25 protein-coding genes are annotated in these 18,971 nt (G+C 44.7%); 22 read left to right on the plus strand and 3 right to left on the minus strand.

The features are described 5' to 3' along the window. The first annotated feature begins 158 nt into the window (after nucleotides 1-158). The gene (locus tag IDJ77_RS06945) at nucleotides 159-722 is read left to right on the plus strand and encodes a hypothetical protein (protein WP_191188213.1); all 564 of its coding nucleotides are present in this window, start codon (nucleotides 159-161) and stop codon (nucleotides 720-722) included. Here the strand turns inward: IDJ77_RS06945 and IDJ77_RS06950 are convergent. Both IDJ77_RS06950 and rsmA read right to left on the minus strand, forming a co-directional pair. After that, the gene (locus IDJ77_RS06950; protein WP_191188214.1) at nucleotides 719-1,030 is read right to left on the minus strand and encodes a hypothetical protein; all 312 of its coding nucleotides are present in this window, start codon (nucleotides 1,028-1,030) and stop codon (nucleotides 719-721) included. The genes IDJ77_RS06945 and IDJ77_RS06950 overlap by 4 nt on opposite strands. A 3-nt stretch (nucleotides 1,031-1,033) precedes the next feature. Then, nucleotides 1,034-1,813: a 16S rRNA (adenine(1518)-N(6)/adenine(1519)-N(6))-dimethyltransferase RsmA gene (gene rsmA, locus IDJ77_RS06955; RefSeq protein ID WP_191188215.1), complete on the minus strand. Its 780-nt coding sequence runs from the start codon at nucleotides 1,811-1,813 to the stop codon at nucleotides 1,034-1,036. A 226-nt stretch (nucleotides 1,814-2,039) separates the two neighbouring features. Between rsmA and pdxA the strand changes: the two genes are divergently transcribed. Both pdxA and IDJ77_RS06965 read left to right on the plus strand, forming a co-directional pair. Further along, on the plus strand, nucleotides 2,040-3,095 hold the full coding sequence (pdxA, locus tag IDJ77_RS06960; RefSeq protein ID WP_191188216.1) for a 4-hydroxythreonine-4-phosphate dehydrogenase PdxA: 1,056 nt from the start codon (nucleotides 2,040-2,042) through the stop codon (nucleotides 3,093-3,095). A 79-nt stretch (nucleotides 3,096-3,174) separates the two neighbouring features. Next, on the plus strand, nucleotides 3,175-4,359 hold the full coding sequence (locus IDJ77_RS06965; RefSeq protein ID WP_191188217.1) for a DUF5009 domain-containing protein: 1,185 nt from the start codon (nucleotides 3,175-3,177) through the stop codon (nucleotides 4,357-4,359). A 62-nt stretch (nucleotides 4,360-4,421) separates the two neighbouring features. On the opposite strand, the gene IDJ77_RS06970 is transcribed toward IDJ77_RS06965, so the two are convergent. Next, entirely contained in the window at nucleotides 4,422-4,703 is a 282-nt protein-coding gene (locus IDJ77_RS06970; protein ID WP_191188218.1) for a hypothetical protein, read from the minus strand. A 203-nt stretch (nucleotides 4,704-4,906) separates the two neighbouring features. On the opposite strand from IDJ77_RS06970, the gene IDJ77_RS06975 reads away from it, so the two are divergent. The 19 genes from IDJ77_RS06975 (at nucleotide 4,907) to rplS (ending at nucleotide 18,969) form a co-directional block, all read left to right on the plus strand. Beyond that, on the plus strand, nucleotides 4,907-5,428 hold the full coding sequence (locus IDJ77_RS06975; protein WP_191188219.1) for a YceD family protein: 522 nt from the start codon (nucleotides 4,907-4,909) through the stop codon (nucleotides 5,426-5,428). A 16-nt stretch (nucleotides 5,429-5,444) separates the two neighbouring features. Continuing rightward, on the plus strand, nucleotides 5,445-5,636 hold the full coding sequence (gene rpmF, locus IDJ77_RS06980; RefSeq protein ID WP_128533978.1) for a 50S ribosomal protein L32: 192 nt from the start codon (nucleotides 5,445-5,447) through the stop codon (nucleotides 5,634-5,636). 14 nt (nucleotides 5,637-5,650) lie between these two features. After that, nucleotides 5,651-6,589, plus strand: a complete 939-nt coding sequence (plsX, locus tag IDJ77_RS06985) for a phosphate acyltransferase PlsX (protein ID WP_191188220.1) — start codon at nucleotides 5,651-5,653, stop codon at nucleotides 6,587-6,589. A gap of 5 nt (nucleotides 6,590-6,594) precedes the next feature. Further along, nucleotides 6,595-7,590, plus strand: coding sequence for a beta-ketoacyl-ACP synthase III (locus tag IDJ77_RS06990; RefSeq protein ID WP_191188221.1), 996 nt, complete (start codon nucleotides 6,595-6,597; stop codon nucleotides 7,588-7,590). A 161-nt stretch (nucleotides 7,591-7,751) separates the two neighbouring features. Next, nucleotides 7,752-8,222: an acetyl-CoA carboxylase biotin carboxyl carrier protein gene (gene accB / locus IDJ77_RS06995; protein WP_191188222.1), complete on the plus strand. Its 471-nt coding sequence runs from the start codon at nucleotides 7,752-7,754 to the stop codon at nucleotides 8,220-8,222. A 114-nt stretch (nucleotides 8,223-8,336) separates the two neighbouring features. After that, on the plus strand, nucleotides 8,337-9,671 hold the full coding sequence (gene accC / locus IDJ77_RS07000; RefSeq protein WP_191188223.1) for an acetyl-CoA carboxylase biotin carboxylase subunit: 1,335 nt from the start codon (nucleotides 8,337-8,339) through the stop codon (nucleotides 9,669-9,671). A gap of 77 nt (nucleotides 9,672-9,748) precedes the next feature. Continuing rightward, a complete protein-coding gene (tatC, locus tag IDJ77_RS07005; protein WP_191188224.1) occupies nucleotides 9,749-10,612 on the plus strand; it encodes a twin-arginine translocase subunit TatC in 864 nt (287 codons plus the stop codon). A gap of 270 nt (nucleotides 10,613-10,882) precedes the next feature. Next, on the plus strand, nucleotides 10,883-11,317 hold the full coding sequence (gene rpiB / locus IDJ77_RS07010; RefSeq protein ID WP_191188225.1) for a ribose 5-phosphate isomerase B: 435 nt from the start codon (nucleotides 10,883-10,885) through the stop codon (nucleotides 11,315-11,317). Nucleotides 11,318-11,346: 29 nt separating this feature from the next. Further along, nucleotides 11,347-12,924: a M28 family peptidase gene (locus IDJ77_RS07015; RefSeq protein WP_191188226.1), complete on the plus strand. Its 1,578-nt coding sequence runs from the start codon at nucleotides 11,347-11,349 to the stop codon at nucleotides 12,922-12,924. Nucleotides 12,925-13,514: 590 nt separating this feature from the next. Next, on the plus strand, nucleotides 13,515-13,970 hold the full coding sequence (locus IDJ77_RS07020) for a hypothetical protein (protein WP_191188227.1): 456 nt from the start codon (nucleotides 13,515-13,517) through the stop codon (nucleotides 13,968-13,970). 3 nt (nucleotides 13,971-13,973) lie between these two features. Then, nucleotides 13,974-14,174: a helix-turn-helix transcriptional regulator gene (locus IDJ77_RS07025; protein WP_191188228.1), complete on the plus strand. Its 201-nt coding sequence runs from the start codon at nucleotides 13,974-13,976 to the stop codon at nucleotides 14,172-14,174. 63 nt (nucleotides 14,175-14,237) lie between these two features. Beyond that, nucleotides 14,238-14,669, plus strand: a complete 432-nt coding sequence (locus IDJ77_RS07030) for a VOC family protein (protein ID WP_191188229.1) — start codon at nucleotides 14,238-14,240, stop codon at nucleotides 14,667-14,669. A gap of 62 nt (nucleotides 14,670-14,731) precedes the next feature. Then, the gene (locus IDJ77_RS07035) at nucleotides 14,732-15,106 is read left to right on the plus strand and encodes a VOC family protein (RefSeq protein ID WP_191188230.1); all 375 of its coding nucleotides are present in this window, start codon (nucleotides 14,732-14,734) and stop codon (nucleotides 15,104-15,106) included. A 322-nt stretch (nucleotides 15,107-15,428) separates the two neighbouring features. Further along, nucleotides 15,429-16,157, plus strand: a complete 729-nt coding sequence (locus IDJ77_RS07040) for a hypothetical protein (RefSeq protein ID WP_191188231.1) — start codon at nucleotides 15,429-15,431, stop codon at nucleotides 16,155-16,157. A gap of 64 nt (nucleotides 16,158-16,221) precedes the next feature. Continuing rightward, a complete protein-coding gene (gene trmD, locus IDJ77_RS07045; RefSeq protein ID WP_191188232.1) occupies nucleotides 16,222-16,896 on the plus strand; it encodes a tRNA (guanosine(37)-N1)-methyltransferase TrmD in 675 nt (224 codons plus the stop codon). Nucleotides 16,897-17,053: 157 nt separating this feature from the next. Beyond that, the gene (locus IDJ77_RS07050) at nucleotides 17,054-17,617 is read left to right on the plus strand and encodes an RNA polymerase sigma factor (RefSeq protein WP_191188233.1); all 564 of its coding nucleotides are present in this window, start codon (nucleotides 17,054-17,056) and stop codon (nucleotides 17,615-17,617) included. A gap of 42 nt (nucleotides 17,618-17,659) precedes the next feature. Further along, complete coding sequence (locus IDJ77_RS07055) at nucleotides 17,660-18,187, plus strand: hypothetical protein (RefSeq protein WP_191188234.1); 528 nt, start codon at nucleotides 17,660-17,662, stop codon at nucleotides 18,185-18,187. Continuing rightward, a complete protein-coding gene (locus IDJ77_RS07060) occupies nucleotides 18,162-18,404 on the plus strand; it encodes a hypothetical protein (RefSeq protein WP_191188235.1) in 243 nt (80 codons plus the stop codon). The genes IDJ77_RS07055 and IDJ77_RS07060 overlap by 26 nt, the downstream gene beginning before the upstream one ends. 217 nt (nucleotides 18,405-18,621) lie before the next feature. Beyond that, a complete protein-coding gene (gene rplS / locus IDJ77_RS07065; RefSeq protein ID WP_191188236.1) occupies nucleotides 18,622-18,969 on the plus strand; it encodes a 50S ribosomal protein L19 in 348 nt (115 codons plus the stop codon). Nucleotides 18,970-18,971: the final 2 nt, after the last annotated feature.

Consider the following 18,971-nt stretch of genomic DNA (forward strand, 5'->3'; position numbering starts at 1 on the left):
AGCCAAATCCTCTCCAAAGGAGAAGACTTTAAAAGCTTTTTTGAACCCTCTCCTTTGGAGAGGGCAGGGTGAGGCCCTTCCCTGCCACATCTGCCGCCTTTTAAAACTGGCACGCAAATAGCATATACCTATATACGGAGCTTAAAACCGTAACCAAAATGAAACTACCTTTTAAAAGAACACGATCAGATATAAAACAATACGCCGAAAAGCTATCGCACGACGGCTTTAAACAGATCTTCGACCATATAGATCAGCTCAACATCAAAAAAGGGGTGGATAAAATGGGCCTTGATAAGTTCATCAACCAATGCGCATATTTGGCGGCAGGCTCGGGTGCCATATCCGGTAGTGGCGGCGTGTTTACCATGGTAGTGGGTATGCCTGTGGATTTTGTGAATCTTATTACCCAGCAGTTCAGGGTTACTATGGCCATTATGTACTACAGCCGCGGCAGTTACAAAATCACCTTCGAAGAATTTATGGGCTTGGTTGCCGCCTCTTTCAAAATAGAAGCGGGCGTAGCCATGACCAAAACCGTAATGGAAACCGTTGCTGAAAAACTATTGCTGGCCTTTGGCGTGCGTACAGCCGAAAGACTGATACCCGTCGTCGGCGCAGTTATCGGCGGCACAGCAAACTATCTTTTTGTAAAACGTATGGCCGATTCGGTGAAGAAATCGCAGGGCATCAGTGGGCCGGTGGAGATTAAAGTTTACTAACGGGGAAACATACCCCATACCCATGTGGGTGCATACAAATCTTCCGAGTCGTAAATTAGAACAATGTAATTTCGGCCTTGCATTAAAACATTACAAAGAAAAATGCTATCGAACTCATTCGTGCCGATAGCATTTTTTGTTTGTTTAAGTTCATCGATCTCGGAAGGTGTAATCGCGCTCCCTATTTCGTCGAAGAACGCCTTTGAATAACCGTACGATTCCACGATGGAGATCTCCTCGATAGATTTGATGGAAACGGTAGCGTACTTCGCTATCAATTGAGCAAAAGCAACAATTAAATGAGACACTTCTTATTTATTCACGGTTATCTGATTCGTCAATTTCACAAAATCTTCCACGTTTAAACGCTCGGCACGCAGGTCCAGCATTTTGTTTTCGGTCATCTTTTCTTTGTTGATAAGGGACGACAAGGCGTTGCGCAACGTTTTGCGGCGCTGATTAAAACCGGCCTTCACCACCTGCCAAAACAGTTTTTCATCGCAGCCAAGGGTTTCGGTTTCGTTGCGGGTTAGGCGGATAACGGCAGATAATACCTTTGGCGGCGGGTTAAACACACCGGCTTTCACAGTAAAAAGGTACTCTACTTTGTAATAAGCCTGCAAAAAAACGCTCAGGATGCCATACTCCTTACTGCCCGGTTTGCTGGCGCAGCGCTCGGCCACTTCTTTTTGGAACATGCCTACCACCTCCACAACCTGTTTACGATTATCAAGGATCTTAAAAAGTATCTGTGAGGATATATTGTAGGGGAAATTGCCAATAACTGCCATTTGCGGCTGAAAAGTGGCCGGGAAGTCCAGCTCAAGAAAATCGGCATTGATCAAATGCGTACCTAAGGCAGGGTATTTCTTTTGCAGGAACGTGTAAGATTCGGTATCTATATCGATCAAAAAAACCTCGTATTCCGGCTTCTGAAGCAGAAAATCCGACAGGATGCCCATGCCTGGGCCAACCTCCAGCACCTGTTTGTATTTATCAGCCGGGCGCAGGCTCTCCACAATTTTTTGCGCCATATTTTTATCAGTAAGAAAGTGTTGGCCTAAATGTTTTTTTGCTCTTACTAATGTCATTATGCAAGTATATTTAAGCAAATTAAGGCATATTTGCGCTTTATTAAGGAATTATAAACTTAAAATCTTTTTATTTGCATATTAAGTAGAATGCCTAAAGCGCAAAGCTTAAAGCAATTATAACAGTCGATTAAGCCTTTCCACCTAATAAATTGTTTCGCAAATCAACTTGTGAACCTCGATAATCGGTGAAATCAGAAGCTATAATCGGTGAAATCATAAAATCATGAGCGATAAACCTAAAATAGGCATAAGTATTGGCGATGTTAACGGTATTGGATTAGAGATAATCATCAAAACCCTGGCCGATGCAAAAATATACGATTACTGCACCCCCATTGTTTACGGGCATACCAAAGTGGCATCTTTCCATCGCCGAGCTACGCATATCAACGAGCTGAATTTTAATGTGGTAGGCGATGCATCGCAATCAATTGCAAAACGTGCCAACATGATCAATTGCTGGGAAGAAGATGTGCGCATAGAACCCGGTACGGTTACAGCCGACGGCGGTAAATATGCCTACCTGTCCCTGCAACGTGCCACCGACGACCTGCTGAGCGGTATGATAGATGGCCTGGTTACGGCACCGATCAATAAAGACAATATCCAAAACGAGGATTTTAACTTCCCCGGCCATACCGAGTACCTGCAATCGCGCGATAGCGCGGAAGAATCGCTAATGTTTTTGGTGAGCGAAACCCTGCGCGTTGGTGTTGTAACCGGCCATATCCCGGTATCAAAGATCTCTGAAAGTATCACTACCGAAAAAATTATTGCCAAGCTAAAGCTGATGCACAGCAGCCTGCGCGATGATTTTTGGATCCGCAAACCCAAAATTGCGGTTTTGGGCCTAAACCCCCACGCCAGCGATAACGGGCTGATAGGTTCTGAAGAGAAAGACGTAATTATCCCGGCCATTGAGGAAGCACGCGCGCATGATGTTTTGGCGTTTGGACCGTACGCTGCCGATGGTTTTTTTGCCAATGGCACCTACCTGCAGTTTGATGCCGTATTGGCCATGTATCACGACCAGGGGCTTATCCCCTTTAAGCAGATCGCGTTTGAATCGGGTGTTAATTATACCGCTGGGCTGAGCTTTGTGCGCACATCGCCAGATCATGGTACCGCGTACGATATTGCCGGTAAAAACATGGCATCAGAGATCTCGTTCCGCGAGGCATTGTTCACTGCTTTGCATGTTATTAAGCATCGCCGCGAAACAGCCGAGCTAAACGAAAATCCACTTTTATTTAGCAAACTGAGCCGAGACAGGGACTAAAGCACCGGTTAGCGATACTGTTTTAAACAAATTGCCGTTTATTTAAAACATTTATCTCTAAAAAACATTTCCCTGTTTAATGAGTAATTTAATTAACCGCATCAGGTCAATTGATGCGTTTCGTGCGGTTACCATGTTCCTGATGATCTTCGTGAATGATCTCGACGGCGTACCCAATACGCCCGAATGGCTCAAGCACGCAGCTGTAAATGCCGATGGATTAGGATTAGCCGATACGATATTTCCTGCCTTTTTATTTATTGTGGGGTTGGCCATCCCATACGCTTTTGAACACCGGTCGAAAAAGGAGGACTCCAAAATACCGATGCGCATTATCACGCGCTCTTTCGCCTTAATATTTATCGGTTTTTTCCATGCCAATATGGAAACTTACGACGAGGCACACGCCATTTTGCCCCGCCCTGTTTGGGACAGCCTGGCCACTTTCAGCTTCTTTTTTATTTTTATCGATTACAGCAAAACCACCTCGCTTGTTAAGCGCTATTTATGCCAGGGCTTTGGCATTGCCTTGCTTATACTGGTATGTATCGTATATAAAAGCTCCGACCCCGGGCACTCCTGGCTGCATTTAACGTGGTGGGGTATATTGGGATTAATTGGCTGGTCTTATCTTGTTTGCGCCTTTATTTACCACTATTCCGACGGAGCACTATGGGTACAGGCCGCCGCTTGGCTTTTCTTTATGTTTTTTAATATCGATTACCACTTTGGGCTGCTTAATTTCCTGGCACCGGTGCAAAAATACGTGTGGATCTCTGGTAACGGGGCTATGCAGGCCTTTACTATGGCAGGCATTTTTGTATCGGTGCTGTACATCAGGCTTACGCAAAACGGCGAATTAAAAATGCTTTGGGTGGCCATGTTTTTGATCGCCATTATCCTGTTTAACCTGGGCTTTATTGTGAGGTACTTTAGCGGCGGTATCTCCAAAGCCCGCGATACGCCTTCGTGGGTACTTATCTGTACTGGCATCAGCCTTATTGTATACGCCATATTTGTTTTTGTGGTAGATACCTGCAAGAAGTACCATTGGTTTAAAGTGATAGAACCCGCAGGCACCAACACATTCACCTGCTACCTGCTGCCCTATTTATTTTACCCCATGTATCAGATGACAGATTTTAATTACCCTCAATACTTTGACCAGGGCACCGGCGGCCTTATCCGCTCATTGATACTTGCGCTGGTAATTGTTTGGCTTGCAGGGCTGCTGCAGAAGATAAACATCAGGCTGAAGATATAGTTGGGGAGTGGTGAATAAGTATTTTCGCTAACAGCCATCAACCAGCCTCTATCAACCATGAACTATATCTTCTGTATCCAGGGGCAGCAATGGTAAAACGCTTTCCTCAGGGTGTCTTTGGGGATGCCGGTTGCGGGTAGCTCGTCGGGATAGGTTTTTTCAAATACCTTTATCATGCAATCGCAAAGCTCGGCTTTTTGCTGTTTGGTGCCCGCCGCCGCTGGCAGGTTTAGTTTAAGCCGGGTGGTGATGGTATCTTTTACGGTTTGCTTGTATTCCGGGCTCCAGCCACTGCACGATGCCAATGTCAAAATTACAGAAAGAAAGAGTAGGGTTCTTTTCATCACTAAAAAATTTGAAGCTAAAATAAGTAAAAAAAGCGTCGCAAATCCGCCATCTTCATTGATCCAATTTTTCTTTTTCCGGCCTCTTAATTCTTATTGTCTTGCGTCTGTGCCGGGCATTGTTTATAACCTCATTTCTATTTAAAAAAAACAGTTTCCAGTTTTAGGATTTTTACCTACATTTGCGGGCTAATTGTTGCTCATTGAAATCGCTAAGGACATACGCAATCCCTTTTACCGGCTTAAAGCTGGGTAAACACCTTTTTGAATATGAAATTGGTGAGGAATTTTTTAAGGAGTTTGAGTATTCGCTGGTTAAAAAAGCCACCCTGCTTTGCAAGGTTGAGCTGGAAAAGCAGGAAACGATGATGATCCTTAACTTTGATATCACCGGAACGGTTACAGCCACCTGTGATAAATGCTTATCGGAATATCAGCAGCCGATAGCTATTGAAGAGCAACAGATAGCCCGTTTCAGCGAAGAGGAAATGGGTGAGGATGATGAAATTATTACCCTCGGTAAAAATGATCACGAGATCAATATTGCCGGGTTGATATATGAATATGTTACCGTTGCCATGCCATTTGTTGCTTTATGCAGCAACCAGGGCGACGGAAAGCAATGCGACGAGGAAATGCTTGATAGCTTAAACAAGTTATCGGTAAATGACGAACAAACAGAGAAAATAGACCCAAGATGGGACGCTCTGAAAAAATTAAAGTAAATTAAACAACAGGATCATGCCACATCCAAAAAGGAAAATTTCGAAATCGAGAAGAGATAAACGCCGTACGCACGATAAAGCGTTAGCGCCAACCTTAACTACTTGCCAAACTACTGGCGCCGTGCATTTGCCACACCGTGCCTACACTGTTGATGGTAACGTATACTTCAACGGTAAAATTCTTATTGAGAAAGCAGTAGCAGTATAAGTTAATTTTCTGAAATGAAGATTGGCTTAGATATAATGGGCGGCGATTACGCCCCCAAGGCGGCCGTTTTAGGAGCGATAGAAGCATGTAAGGTGCTCTCTGCCGGCCAAAAACTGGTGCTTATTGGCGATAGAGATATCGCGGTTACTATTCTTCAGGAAAATAACTTTAGCCCCGATAACTTTGAGTTTGTACACACAACCGAAGTTATCACCATGGGCGAACACCCTACCAAGGCCATTGTGCAAAAGCCCGATAGCAGCATTGCTGTGGGCTTTAAAATGCTGAAGGAAAATAGCATACAAGCTTTTTCATCGGCAGGTAATACCGGTGCCATGCTGGTAGGTGCTATGTTTAGCGTAAAAACCATACCTGGTGTTATACGCCCGGCTATGACAACCATTGTACCCAAACTTAAAGGCGGTTTGGGTATTATTTTGGATGTGGGCGCTAACGCCGATTGTAAGCCCGATGTGCTTGTGCAGTTTGGTGTTTTAGGCAGCCTGCTTGCCGAATCGGTTTACAATATTCCAAATCCCCGCATCGCCCTGATGAACATTGGTGAGGAGGAAGAAAAGGGCAACTTGCTTGCCCAGGCCACATACCCTTTAATGCGCGATTCGAAGTTATTTAACTTTGTGGGCAATATAGAGGGGCGCGACCTTTTTGAGGATAACAACGATGTGGTGGTTTGCGATGGTTTTACAGGTAATGTGATATTGAAGCTTGCTGAATCGTTCTACGTTATTACCTTAAAGAAAAGATTGAAAGACGAGTTTTTCGACCGCTTTAATTACGAGCAATACGGAGGCAGCCCTATACTTGGGGTAAACGCCCCGGTTGTTGTGGGCCACGGTATCTCCAGCCCCGAAGCCATCAAAAACATGGTACTTTTGTCGAAAAACATGATCGAGACCAACCTCATCGATAAAATTAAACAAGCTTTTCAGTAAAAAATATGAGTAAGATCCATGCCGCTATTACCGCAGTAAATGGTTACGTGCCCGATTATATCCTCACCAACCACGAACTGGAAACGATGGTGGAAACCAACGACGAGTGGATAATGAGCCGTACCGGTATCAAGGAACGTAGGATATTGAAAGGCGAAGGAATGGGCACATCTGAAATGGCCGTACCGGCTGTAGAGGGCCTGCTAAAAAAACGCGGCATAAGCGCAGAGGAAATCGACCTGATTATTTTTTGCACCGTAACGCCAGATCTTACCTTCCCTGCAACCGCAAACATACTGGCTCATAAAATCGGCGCGAAGAACGCATGGGGGTACGACCTGCAGGCGGCCTGCTCGGGATTTTTATTTGGGCTGGCTACAGGAGCGCAATTTATAGAGAGTGGTAAACACACAAAAGTATTGGTAGTTGGCGGCGATAAAATGTCGTCTATCATTAATTATGAAGACCGTGCTACCTGCATTATATTTGGCGATGGCTGCGGCTGCGCCTTACTTGAGCCCAATAGCGAAGGCTTGGGCATCATGGATTCTATTTTGAAGACAGATGGTTCGGGAGCGCAGCTCCTTTATCAAAAAGCCGGCGGCTCCGTTCGCCCGGCGTCGCACGAAACGGTTGATAATAAAGAGCACTACGCATACCAGGAAGGCCAGGCAGTATTTAAGTTTGCTGTTACCAATATGGCCGATGTTGCTGCCGAAGTAATGGAGCGCAATAGTTTAATTGCTGATGATATTGCGTGGCTGGTGCCACACCAGGCCAACAAACGTATTATAGATGCAACCGCTAACCGTACAGGCATAAGTGCCGATAAGGTTATTATTAATATAGAGCGTTATGGCAATACCACCAATGGTACCATCCCGCTGTGTTTATGGGAATGGGAAAGCAAATTTAAAAAAGGCGATAACCTCATACTGGCTGCCTTTGGCGGCGGGTTTACCTGGGGATCTATCTATTTAAAATGGGCCTATAACTCATAGATGTGCAGATTTTAAATGTGCAGATATGCAGATTTAAAATTAAAACATCTTAAAATTGTGCTTGTTAAATAATATATTCATTAAAAATCATTTGCACATTTGCATATCCGCACATTTGCATATTTTATATATACTTTTATCCAAAACCAATTAGCTCCAACATGGATATTAAACAAATTCAGGATCTTATACGCTTTGTTTCCAAATCGGGTGTAAACGAAGTTTCCATCGAACAAAAGGATTTCAAGATCACGATCAAAACCAACGAGGCTGCACCGGCAGTTTACCATGCTACCCTGCCTGCGGCTCCACTTGCAGCAGCAGCAGCCCCCGCCCCGGTTGCAGTAGCACCAGCGCCTGAGCCGGTTGCACCTATAGCCGATACAAGCAACTATATTACTATAAAATCGCCGATGATAGGTACGTTCTACCGCTCGGCATCACCGGAGAAGCCACTGTTTGTAAACGTGGGCGACGAGATAAGCAACGGCAGCGTGCTTTGCATTATCGAAGCAATGAAGCTGTTTAACGAAATAGAATCGGAAGTATCGGGCCGTATTGTGAAAATATTGGTTGATAACGCATCGCCGGTAGAATACGACCAGCCTTTGTTTTTGGTTGAACCTAAGTAATTTGAAGATTAGTTAATTTGAAGATTTGAAAATTACCGTTTTCAAATCGTTACGCTAAGTATTTAGTTATTCATTTTCAAATTACCACATTTTCAAATTTTCAAATTAGAGCAAATGTTTAAAAAAATATTAATAGCCAACCGTGGCGAGATTGCCCTGCGAATTATTCGTACCTGTAAGGAAATGGGCATCAAAACCATAGCGGTTTATTCCACTGCCGATAGGGACAGCCTGCATGTACGTTTTGCCGATGAGGCCGTATGTATTGGCCCCCCCGCAAGCCGCGACTCTTACCTCAATATCCCCAATATAATTTCTGCTGCCGAATTAACCAACGCCGATGCGATCCATCCGGGCTATGGTTTCCTTTCGGAAAATGCCAAATTTTCTGCTATCTGTGCCGAATATGGCATCAAATTTATCGGTGCAACTGCAGATCAGATCAACAGAATGGGAGATAAAGCTTCGGCTAAAGAAACCATGAAAAAGGCTGGTGTTCCCATCGTTCCGGGTTCCGAAGGCTTACTTTCGGATATCAAATCAGGCATCGTTATCGCCAATAAAATTGGTTACCCGGTTATACTTAAAGCAACCGCCGGTGGCGGTGGCCGTGGTATGCGCATTGTTTGGAAAGACGAAGAGTTTGAAAATGCCTGGGATAGCGCACGTGCCGAATCCGGCGCTGCCTTCGGTAACGACGGCCTCTATCTTGAAAAATATGTACAGGATCCACGCCATATTGAAATACAGGTAGTGGGCGACCAATACGGCAAAGTTTGCCATTTATCCGAGCGCGATTGTTCTATACAACGTCGTCACCAGAAACTGGTTGAAGAAGCGCCATCGCCTTTTATGACAGATAAGCTGCGTAAAAAGATGGGCGAGGCCGCTATTAAAGGCGCAAAAGCGGTAAAATACGAAGGTGCCGGTACGGTAGAGTTTTTGGTTGATAAAGACCGCAACTTCTACTTTATGGAAATGAACACCCGTATCCAGGTAGAGCACCCGGTTACCGAAGAAGTAATTAACTTCGACCTGATCAAAGAACAAATAAAAGTTGCTGCCGGTATCCCAATCTCGGGTAAAAACTACGAGCCAACCATGTGCGCTATCGAGTGCCGCATCAACGCCGAAGACCCGGCCAACAACTTCCGCCCGTCGCCAGGTAAAATAACCAACTTCCACTCGCCAGGTGGCCATGGTGTGCGTGTAGATACGCATGTGTACAGCGGTTACACCATTCCGCCAAACTACGATTCGATGATAGCCAAGGTAATATGCATGGCCCAAACACGCGATGAAGCATTGGCAACCATGGAGCGCGCGCTAAGCGAGTTTGTTATAGAAGGTATCAAAACCACCATCCCATTCCATTTAAAATTACTCAAGGACCCTAACTTTAGGGCCGGTAATTTTACTACCAAGTTTATGGAGACCTTTGAATATTAATAAATAAAAACTTTTAAGGCCACATAAAACGTAAATAGCATTCCTGAGCGTTAAAGGAGTGATATTTAAAACAGATAATGAGCGATAACAAACTAATAAAGGCTATAAAAGAAAAAGGCCAGACGATGGAAGCCGAAATGTCATTTTTTGACCATTTGGAGGCTTTACGATGGCACCTTATCCGGGCAGCTATCGCTATCGTTATTTTTACTATCGGCGCGTTTTATTTTTACAATTTTATATTCGATACCATTATCCTGGGCCCAAGCCGCACCGATTTTTGGACGTATCGCATGCTTTGCAAACTGGGCGATCTGCTGGGAAAATCTGGCTTTTGCATCGATAAAATAAACATAAAGCTTATTAACACCGAGATGGCCGGGCAATTTACCCTGCAAATAAACTCGTGTTTGTTAATTGGTGTGATGTTGGGCTTTCCCTATTTATTATACGAGGTATGGTTGTTTGTAAAACCCGCCCTGCACGAAAAAGAACGTAAGGCGGCAACGGGTTTTGTGTTTTATGCTACCTTCCTGTTCGTCCTGGGCATCCTTTTCGGCTATTACGTAATCACTCCCGAGTCTATTAACTTTTTATCGGGCTTTACCGTTAGCGATAAAATAGAGAACTACTTCGATATCGATTCGTACCTGTCATCGGTAGCCACACTAACATTAGCTACCGGCATAGTTTTCCAGCTACCAATATTGGTATATATCCTATCCAGCCTGGGTATTTTAACGCCTAAGTTTATGCGCAGCGGCCGGCGGTACGCTGTGGTGGCTATTTTAGTTATCTCGGCAGTAATTACCCCAACACCCGATATGATGACCATGACCATTGTGAGTATACCGCTCTTTGTGCTTTACGAAGTGGGTATTGTGGTGGCTGGTGTGGTAGAAAAACGCAAGTTAAAACGCGAAGCAGAACTGGATTTGTAGCCCTCGCTAATAACACTCGATCTTTAAAAACGCCCTCTCCTTTACAAGGTGGGGGCGTTTTGTTATCAGACCATCAGGCAAAATAATGTCGAACGCCGAATATTGAATATCGAATGATCGGGTAAAAAGCTTTGCTGTATAGCGCATCACTCCTGCGTTCAGTATTCATCATTCGAAATTCGGTGTTCGATATTAATTCTCCTTTTTCGACCTTCCCTTCCTATCAAAAAATTTACGTAAGCCCTTGTATAAAAATTATACATTTGAATAATGAAAACAGGGTTAAAAATTGCCATTGGCGCGGATCATGCCGGCTTTGAATATAAGCAAGCCATTTTGGGCATGTTTGATGATATCGAGTTTAAAGATTTTGGTACTGATTCGGCTGAATCTGCTGATTATCCTGATTTTGCTCACGCCGTAGCTTCAGCAGTAGAAGCGGGCAGCGTTGATTTCGGCATCCTGCTTTGCGGCAGCGCCAACGGTGTAGCCATGACGGCCAATAAGCACCAGGGTATCCGCGCAGCCATCTGCTGGAAAGAAGAAGTAGCCATCCCCGCCCGCACCCACAACGATGCCAATGTACTGTGCATCCCCGCCCGCCATGTAACACTGGATGAGGCCAAAACTATTATAGAAAGATTTTTAACCGAAGAGTTTGAAGGCGGCCGACACGCAAGGCGCGTAAGCAAAATTGGCTGCTAAATACATTAACAATAGATAATTTAAAATAGATGAAGAAAGTATCACTTTTTATAACCGCCCTGGCTATAGGTGCAAGTGCATGTGCACAGCAAAATGCCACCGCGGTTAAGTACGGTAAATTAATTACAGCCGAAGATGCCAAAAAGCACTTAAGCATTTTAGCGTCAGACGAGTTTGAAGGTCGCGAAACTGGCAAACCCGGTGCAGAGAAAGCCGCCAACTACATAGCAGGCGAGTTTAAAAAATTAGGCTTGCAAGCCCCTGTTAACGGCTCATATTTTTTTGACGTGCCCTTGGCCGAAACTAAGCTCACCATCAGCGCGTTTTCTATAAATGGCCAGGCTTTTGCCAACTGGACAGATTTTTTTGTCCGCGGCACTTTTCCTGATAAAACCATTAATGCTGCCGATGTTGTTTTTGTTGGCTACGGAACTGCTGAGGAAATTGCAGGTACCGACCTGGGAGGTAAAATTGTATTACTAATAAACGAGGATAAACCCGTTGTAGGTACAAAAACAAATACCAGCTACCGTGCAACAGCTGCACGCCAGGCCATCTTAACCGCTATCCGCGAGCAGAAGCCTGCTGTTATATTGGCTGCAAACGGAGAAATTGCAGGCTTGCTTAAACGCTTTGGTGGGCAAAACCCAAGCGGTGGTGGTGCCTTAGCTATAAAAAAACCGGCAGACAATAGTAATGCGGCTACGCCTGTTTTTAACGTATCCACAACCGTTGCGGATGCAATTGTTAAATCTACCGGCAAAACATACGAGGAGCTTAAAACAGCAGCAGCTGCCGGCAAAACAACACAAACCGTAAAAGCAACCGCGGAAATAGCTTTTAAGACAACCATGACGGATGTAAAAGCGGTTGACGTTTTAGGCTTTTTACCAGGTTCGGACCCAAAGCTTAAAAACGAGGTTTTGATTTTCTCTGCCCATTACGACCACATCGGTCTGGTTACCAAACCCGGTGCAACCGATAAAGTAAACAACGGTGCCGATGATGATGGCAGCGGTACCACCGGTATGCTGGAGATTGCGCAGGCATTTACCAAAGCAAAAAAAGACGGTAAAGGCCCGCGTCGCAGTGTATTATTCCTGGGTAACGTTGGCGAAGAAAAAGGTTTATTAGGTTCTGAATACTATACCGATCATCCGGTTTATCCTTTGGCTAACACCATTGCCGATTTGAATATTGATATGATAGGCCGTGTGGGCGAAGAATACATTGGCAAACCCGATTCTGCCAACTATGTATATTCAATTGGTTCTAACATGCTAAGCTCAGATCTGAATAAAATTGGCAAGGACGCAAACAACACCTACACTAAAATGAAACTGGATTACAAGTATGATGATCCTAACGATCCTAACCGTTTCTACTACCGTAGCGATCATTACAACTTTGCCCGTTACGGCGTACCAATTATATTTTACTTCAACGGTGTACATGCCGATTATCACCAGCCTGGTGACGAAGTAAGCAAAATTAACTTCCCGCTGTTGGCAAAACGTGCGCAGCTGGCATTTTACACCGGCTGGGAACTGGCAAACCGCGATGCCCGCCCTGTTGTAGATAAAAAACCAGCAGGCGGTACCCGCTAAGCATTAAACAATATTATATAAGAAGCGCCCCACAAGGGCGCTTTTTTTGCTTATACACATTTCAATTCCCTCCTTTCCCACTAAGGCGGTGTCCTCAACATGGGTGTTCGGAAGATTATTTTTGTTCCCATCTTGAGAGGGGGCGCGAGTGATCGTGTGGTGGCGGGGTGTGTTACCCGTTATCTAATTGCGGAATGCATGGAGCAGAAACACACCCCTCAACCCTTCTCAAGAGGGGAATAGCCCATGATTAGACAGATTTCATAAAACGTTCCGTTGGAACGTAAAAATTGTCTTTATTTTTTCTACCCATGAGACGTTCCTCTGGAACGACCTGTTTTCATCCCATCGGAATGTTTTATGGGTAGAAAATGCCAAAGAACCACCGTACGTTCCAGCGGAACGTCTTATGAATTACCCGTCTGTCTTATGATGGGCTATTCCCCTTAAGTGGGGAATCGCACATTTTCTCCGCTTTTTTAATCTTCAGAACACCTATAGTGAGGACACCGCATTAAATAGATTATTAAAATAACACTTGCAGAAATGTAAAGTATGCTTTACATTTGGTAAACCAAGCTTTACAAATCATGAAACCTTCGATGTTGTTTCCTTATAAGAGCCGCTTTATAGGATTGGCGCTTATTGTTGCGCATGTGCCCGTAAGAGCGATTTGGGAAATGATAAACCCTGATATTGATGAAAGCCATAAACTACCTGTCAACGCAGGAGATTCGGCACTTTTCACTAATGGGCATTTGTTTTTTATAGCGTCGACCCTATTGGTATTAACGGGGCTATTTTTGGTAGCTTTTGCAAAGGAGAAAATAGAAGATGAGCAGATCTCGCAATTGCGGCTAGAATCGCTGCAGTGGGCTATCTACGTGAATTATTTTATCCTTATCATGAGCCTGGTATTTACCAACGGCATCGACTTTATCGACATGCTGCGCTTGAACCTGCTGATACCACTGGTGTTTTTTATAGTTCGTTTCCGCTGGAAGCTTTGGCAGCTTAACCGCTTGCTAAAAAAGGAAGAGGTATAGGCGATGAAAAATAATATGCGGGTGGAGCGCGCCATCAAAAACATCACCCAGGCCGAACTGGCGGAACTGATCAGCGTATCGCGGCAAACCATCAACACCATCGAAAGTAACCGCTATGTGCCATCCACCGTATTGGCGCTGAAAATTGCCCGGGTGTTTGGTAAACCCGTGGAGGAAATATTTACATTAGAGGAAGAAGATTAATAGCCCCCTAACCCCTGAAGGGGGAATTGAAAGTTTGAAAAAGTAAGTAATCTAGATAATAAAATGAACATCACTATAAATCCTGCTCCTCCGTTAGCCAACGGAGGTTGGGCGGCAGTTTTTGCCCCGGAATTATTCATCCCCAATGGGATAACCGATGTAAGTTTTTATGAAAAAGCATTCAGCGCGGTAGAGCTGCGCCGTTTTGGTAACGATGACGGTTCGATCCATGTGTCGGAATTTTCTATTGGCGGCACACTATTTCATTTGCACGAACAAACACGCAATTCCAATGCGGTAAGCCCGGATGCAATTAACGGAGGTACAACCGTGGTCATAGGGTTGTTTGTGGATGATGTGCACGCGGTTGTTGCACAGGCTGTGGCTGCCGGTGCAATCATTACATCGCCCGTGCAGGATTACGATTACGGCTACAGGCAGGGTTCCATCCGCGACCCATTTGGGCATTTGTGGCAGATACAGAAGGCGATTTAGAGAAAAGAATCAAGAAGCAAGAATCAAGACACAAGATAAAGCATACCTAGAATTATAAACCAATGGCAAACCAGGAACCCATATTCGGGCACGGAAAGATCTGTTATGTGGAGATTCCCGCTCTCGATATAGCGCAGGCAATAACGTTCTATCAAAAAGTATTTGGCTGGGAAATTCGTAGCGACGAGCAAGGCAACGCCAATTTCGACGACGGTACGGGCGGTGTTAGCGGCATGTGGTTTAAAGTTGATGAACCGGTAACAACATCGGGCATGCGGGTATCTATCATGGTAGATGATGCGCAAAAAACACTTGACGTGATCGTAGTGGTCGGAGGCACTGTGGTTGAGCCGTTCGATGCCGATTCCGGTGTGCCGATCGCCCGCTTCGCCGACCCGTCCGGCAATGTGTGGACGATTTATCAGCATGGAGGATAGCGAGAATGTGCAAATTTCAGATTTCAGATGTGCAGATGGAGGAGTACCATGATAGCTTCTGCACGGAAGCGATCGTTCAGATCTACAAATAACGGCTTATCGCCAAAAAGCCTTTTATATCTGCATATCCGCACATCCGAATTTTGCACATCTAAACGCCTATCTTTAGTGCATGTTGCTACCGCGGATATTTAGGATACTTGGCTGGATACTTTTACTGCCTGCTTTGGTTTTATGTTTCAAAGTACAGTTTGGGCATTATGTAATACCGTTTCTAAATTATAATGGTCGGACAGAGCAGGTACTCGAGTTCGGTAATGGAATGAATAATTTTACCGATGAGGTGTCTACCACTATTTTGATAGCTGCGTTATTGTTCATTGCCTTTGGCAAGCTGAAAAACGAGAGTCCCCTTACCGGGAAGATCCGCATGCTGGCGTTCTATGGGTCGGCCATCATTACATGGGCATCAACGGTCCTGTACCTGGCTTTAGCAGTTTTGCCAATAGCAACCGATACTAAGTCGAGGCTCCTCGATTTTGTTTCCCAGGCGGGGGCTTATTTTACTCTTAATAACTTTCTGATCCCGATAGCGCTTTTTATACCGGTTTTCTGGTATTTCAAACGGAAGATAAAACAGGAACATCAGCTTAAACAATTGTACCTGCTACCATATATGCCCTTCAACATGATCGGGAAATGGGGTACCCTACTGTTCATGCTGTTTTTTACCGTGAGCGAAATGTTTTCCACCAAATACAATATTTATTCGGATATCTCCATGCTGTTCCCGGCGGCGCTGGCACTTTGGACGTGCTCAAGGGAACGTGTGGAAAACGAAGTGCTTTTTGAGATTAGGTTAAGGGCATTACAAATAAGCTTTTTGGCGCACTATGTATTATTTGTTGTGTTGTACTGGCTGGTATACGGCTGGGACTACTTCGATGCGCTTTTTTGCAGCATTATTTCCATGCAACTCATTTTCCTGGTTGTGTTTTATTGGATGAAGTATAAAACTTCAAAACAAAACCAATTAGTAGAAGCAGCCTAATCCCCCAATCTGCACACCTGAAATCCGCATATCTGCACATCTGCCAAATCACTATCTTTGCGCCATGCGTTTCGATATCATTACCGTATTGCCCGGCTTGCTGGAAAGCCCCTTTACCCACTCTATTTTGCAGCGTGCCCAAAAAAAGGGCGTAGCCGAAATTGTGGTGCATAACCTGCGCGATTATGCCAGCGGCAAACAAAAAAGCGTAGACGATTATCCCTATGGCGGCGGCAGCGGCATGGTGATGACGATCCAACCCTTCGCGGCTTGTATTGAAAAGTTAAAATCTGAACGCGAGTACGACGAGGTGATCTTTATGTCGCCCGATGGTGAAACGCTTAATCAAAAAATAGCCAACCAGCTATCTATTAAAGGCAACATCATCATCCTTTGCGGGCACTACAAGGGGATCGATCAGCGCATCCGCGATATCTTTGTTACCCGCGAGATCTCCATAGGCGACTATGTGCTCTCGGGCGGGGAACTGCCCGCAGCGGTGCTGGTTGATGCCGTAGTGAGGCTGATACCGGGTGTATTGTCTGATGAGACCTCCGCCCTGTCAGATTCGTTCCAGAACGACCTGCTGGATGCCCCCGTTTACACCCGCCCGGCAGATTGGAACGGCCACAAAGTGCCGGATATCCTGCTCAGCGGCGATACCCCGAAAGTAGAGCAATGGCGCTTTGAGCAGGCAATAGAACGTACGAAGCAGAGAAGGCCGGATCTGTTGGAATAGGATCACGGCGAGCCCCCTAACCCCCTGAAGGGGGAGCCTTTTAAAAGTTAACGGTATCTTTATGGAGTAGACTTAATACGCAAGTAAACTTCTGCTCCACCTTCAAGGGGCTGGGGGGCGACTGCAACCAAATTCTATTTTTGCGTTATACCTAACAGTGGATGCCAAAAAAGAACAGCAGCTTATACAGCGATGCCGGGATAACCCGGCCGCATTTGGCGATGTTTTTGATATTTGGTATGCCCCGGTGTTTGGCTACATCTATCGCCGCACCGCCGATTACGACCTCTCCCGCGATATTGCCGCCGAAACATTTTTAAAGGCCTACCTGAATATCGGCAAGTTTAGCTGGCGGGGTATCAGCCTTTCCTCGTGGATCTACCGTATTGCCACTAACGAGCTTAACCAATACTACCGTAGGCAAAAATACCAGCCGCAATCGTTACAGCAACTATTGGAGGAACCCGGCATGGAAAAGCTGCTGCATGCACAGGCAGATAACGAAAAGGAAATTATTGAGAAAGAAATGGAGCACCTGAGCACCTACAAGCAGGTGCGAATAAACCTGCTGCAACTGGATATTAAGTATCAGGAGGTGATCTCCCTGCGCTACTTCGAGCAAAAAACCAATACCGAAATAAGCAATATACTGGATAAGAACGAAGGGACGGTTAAATCGCTGCTTTCGCGCGGACTGGAGAAATTGAGGAATATGCTTTAAAACTGCAACCAATTATCATTTACACATTATAGTGATATAACAATGAAAGATAAAGACGAATTTTTAAAAGAAATGGAAACCCTGCAAGTCCCCAATGCCGATCCGTCGGCACAACACCAAAACAGCGTTAAAATGGCCATCATGAATGCCAACCGTTCTGCCGCCCTTGGGGCCTGGCTTTTGGCTATACCTTCTTACTTTTTGCTTTGTGTTTTTATATATTATTACTCGCACGGGCAAAGTAACTGGTTCGAGGCTATGTTTAATGTGATCATTAGCATGGATAACACACCCTGGCTCGATTTTATGGCACCGATAGTACTTATCATACTGCCAATAGTGTGTATTATTATTAATATACTGGCTATCACCCATGTGCAATTAAAAAAAGCAGGGCATACGCGTAAGTACAGGGAATTCAGTTTTACCATCAGGATAAGATGGTGGAACGTGCTGCTCATCGTACTCAGTAAGCTAATCATAGCGGCATTTCTTGCGTTTGCTATGACAGAAAATATCTCTATCACAAAAAAATCACCCGATCATGAAATTAAATTGGTTCACCCGTAAAGGCGTTATTTACTTGCCTGCATCTATCACCGGATGGCTTATATTTGCCGCCGCATTGGTGTATGCCGTTTACACTTTTGTTGATATCGACAGCCGCTCGCATTCGGTAAGCGATACGCTTATTAACTTTGTGTTTAACTTATTATTGATAGGATTGGCATATACGATAGTGGCTTATTTTACCGAGAAAAAGCCGGCGAGCCCCCTAACCCCCTGAAGGGGGAACAGAAGTTTGCATTGACATTAGCTTTGCTACTGTAGGATAAAGTTTTAAGCGTTTCAAAAGCTCCTTCTTAGAGTGCCGGGAGGCTTCTGATTGTGTATAAAAAACAAAATGTGGAAATTTTTAAAACATACTTTTTTATTTCAAATAATTTCCCTATTATTGCACTCCGATTTTTACGGGTTAAAAGTCGCTTTAAGAGCTAAAAATCATGGATTTAGTAAAATTTGTAGAAGAGCAATCAGTAGTTAAGAATCAATTTCCCGCTTTTAAAGCCGGTGACACTGTTAGCGTGTATTATAAAATCAGAGAAGGTAACAAAGAACGTATACAACTTTACCAGGGTGTTGTACTGCAACGCAATAGCGTTGGCAACAGCGAAACCTTTACCGTGCGTAAAGTTTCTAACGGTATAGGTGTAGAGCGTATATTCCCTTACAATTCTCCAAACATTGATAAAGTAGAAGTAAACAGCGTTGGTAAAGTACGCCGTGCTAAATTGTTCTACCTGCGTGCCCTTACCGGTAAAGCAGCCCGTATCAAATCAAAAAGAGTTTAATT

Origin of the sequence: Mucilaginibacter pankratovii, from assembly GCF_014773265.1 — a bacterium.
GTDB classification, from domain to species: Bacteria; Bacteroidota; Bacteroidia; order Sphingobacteriales; family Sphingobacteriaceae; genus Mucilaginibacter; species Mucilaginibacter pankratovii.

What these genes read in the sequence shown, in the direction of transcription:
- IDJ77_RS06945 (WP_191188213.1), top strand. Translation starts at nt 159, where the DNA reads ATGAAACTACCTTTTAAAAGAACACGATCAGATATAAAACAATACGCC.
- rsmA (WP_191188215.1), bottom strand. Translation starts at nt 1,813, where the DNA reads ATGACATTAGTAAGAGCAAAAAAACATTTAGGCCAACACTTTCTTACT.
- pdxA (WP_191188216.1), top strand. Translation starts at nt 2,040, where the DNA reads ATGAGCGATAAACCTAAAATAGGCATAAGTATTGGCGATGTTAACGGT.
- IDJ77_RS06965 (WP_191188217.1), top strand. Translation starts at nt 3,175, where the DNA reads ATGAGTAATTTAATTAACCGCATCAGGTCAATTGATGCGTTTCGTGCG.
- IDJ77_RS06970 (WP_191188218.1), bottom strand. Translation starts at nt 4,703, where the DNA reads ATGAAAAGAACCCTACTCTTTCTTTCTGTAATTTTGACATTGGCATCG.
- rpmF (WP_128533978.1), top strand. Translation starts at nt 5,445, where the DNA reads ATGCCACATCCAAAAAGGAAAATTTCGAAATCGAGAAGAGATAAACGC.
- plsX (WP_191188220.1), top strand. Translation starts at nt 5,651, where the DNA reads ATGAAGATTGGCTTAGATATAATGGGCGGCGATTACGCCCCCAAGGCG.
- IDJ77_RS06990 (WP_191188221.1), top strand. Translation starts at nt 6,595, where the DNA reads ATGAGTAAGATCCATGCCGCTATTACCGCAGTAAATGGTTACGTGCCC.
- accB (WP_191188222.1), top strand. Translation starts at nt 7,752, where the DNA reads ATGGATATTAAACAAATTCAGGATCTTATACGCTTTGTTTCCAAATCG.
- accC (WP_191188223.1), top strand. Translation starts at nt 8,337, where the DNA reads ATGTTTAAAAAAATATTAATAGCCAACCGTGGCGAGATTGCCCTGCGA.
- tatC (WP_191188224.1), top strand. Translation starts at nt 9,749, where the DNA reads ATGAGCGATAACAAACTAATAAAGGCTATAAAAGAAAAAGGCCAGACG.
- rpiB (WP_191188225.1), top strand. Translation starts at nt 10,883, where the DNA reads ATGAAAACAGGGTTAAAAATTGCCATTGGCGCGGATCATGCCGGCTTT.
- IDJ77_RS07015 (WP_191188226.1), top strand. Translation starts at nt 11,347, where the DNA reads ATGAAGAAAGTATCACTTTTTATAACCGCCCTGGCTATAGGTGCAAGT.
- IDJ77_RS07020 (WP_191188227.1), top strand. Translation starts at nt 13,515, where the DNA reads ATGAAACCTTCGATGTTGTTTCCTTATAAGAGCCGCTTTATAGGATTG.
- IDJ77_RS07025 (WP_191188228.1), top strand. Translation starts at nt 13,974, where the DNA reads ATGAAAAATAATATGCGGGTGGAGCGCGCCATCAAAAACATCACCCAG.
- IDJ77_RS07030 (WP_191188229.1), top strand. Translation starts at nt 14,238, where the DNA reads ATGAACATCACTATAAATCCTGCTCCTCCGTTAGCCAACGGAGGTTGG.
- IDJ77_RS07035 (WP_191188230.1), top strand. Translation starts at nt 14,732, where the DNA reads ATGGCAAACCAGGAACCCATATTCGGGCACGGAAAGATCTGTTATGTG.
- IDJ77_RS07040 (WP_191188231.1), top strand. Translation starts at nt 15,429, where the DNA reads ATGAATAATTTTACCGATGAGGTGTCTACCACTATTTTGATAGCTGCG.
- trmD (WP_191188232.1), top strand. Translation starts at nt 16,222, where the DNA reads ATGCGTTTCGATATCATTACCGTATTGCCCGGCTTGCTGGAAAGCCCC.
- IDJ77_RS07055 (WP_191188234.1), top strand. Translation starts at nt 17,660, where the DNA reads ATGAAAGATAAAGACGAATTTTTAAAAGAAATGGAAACCCTGCAAGTC.
- IDJ77_RS07060 (WP_191188235.1), top strand. Translation starts at nt 18,162, where the DNA reads ATGAAATTAAATTGGTTCACCCGTAAAGGCGTTATTTACTTGCCTGCA.
- rplS (WP_191188236.1), top strand. Translation starts at nt 18,622, where the DNA reads ATGGATTTAGTAAAATTTGTAGAAGAGCAATCAGTAGTTAAGAATCAA.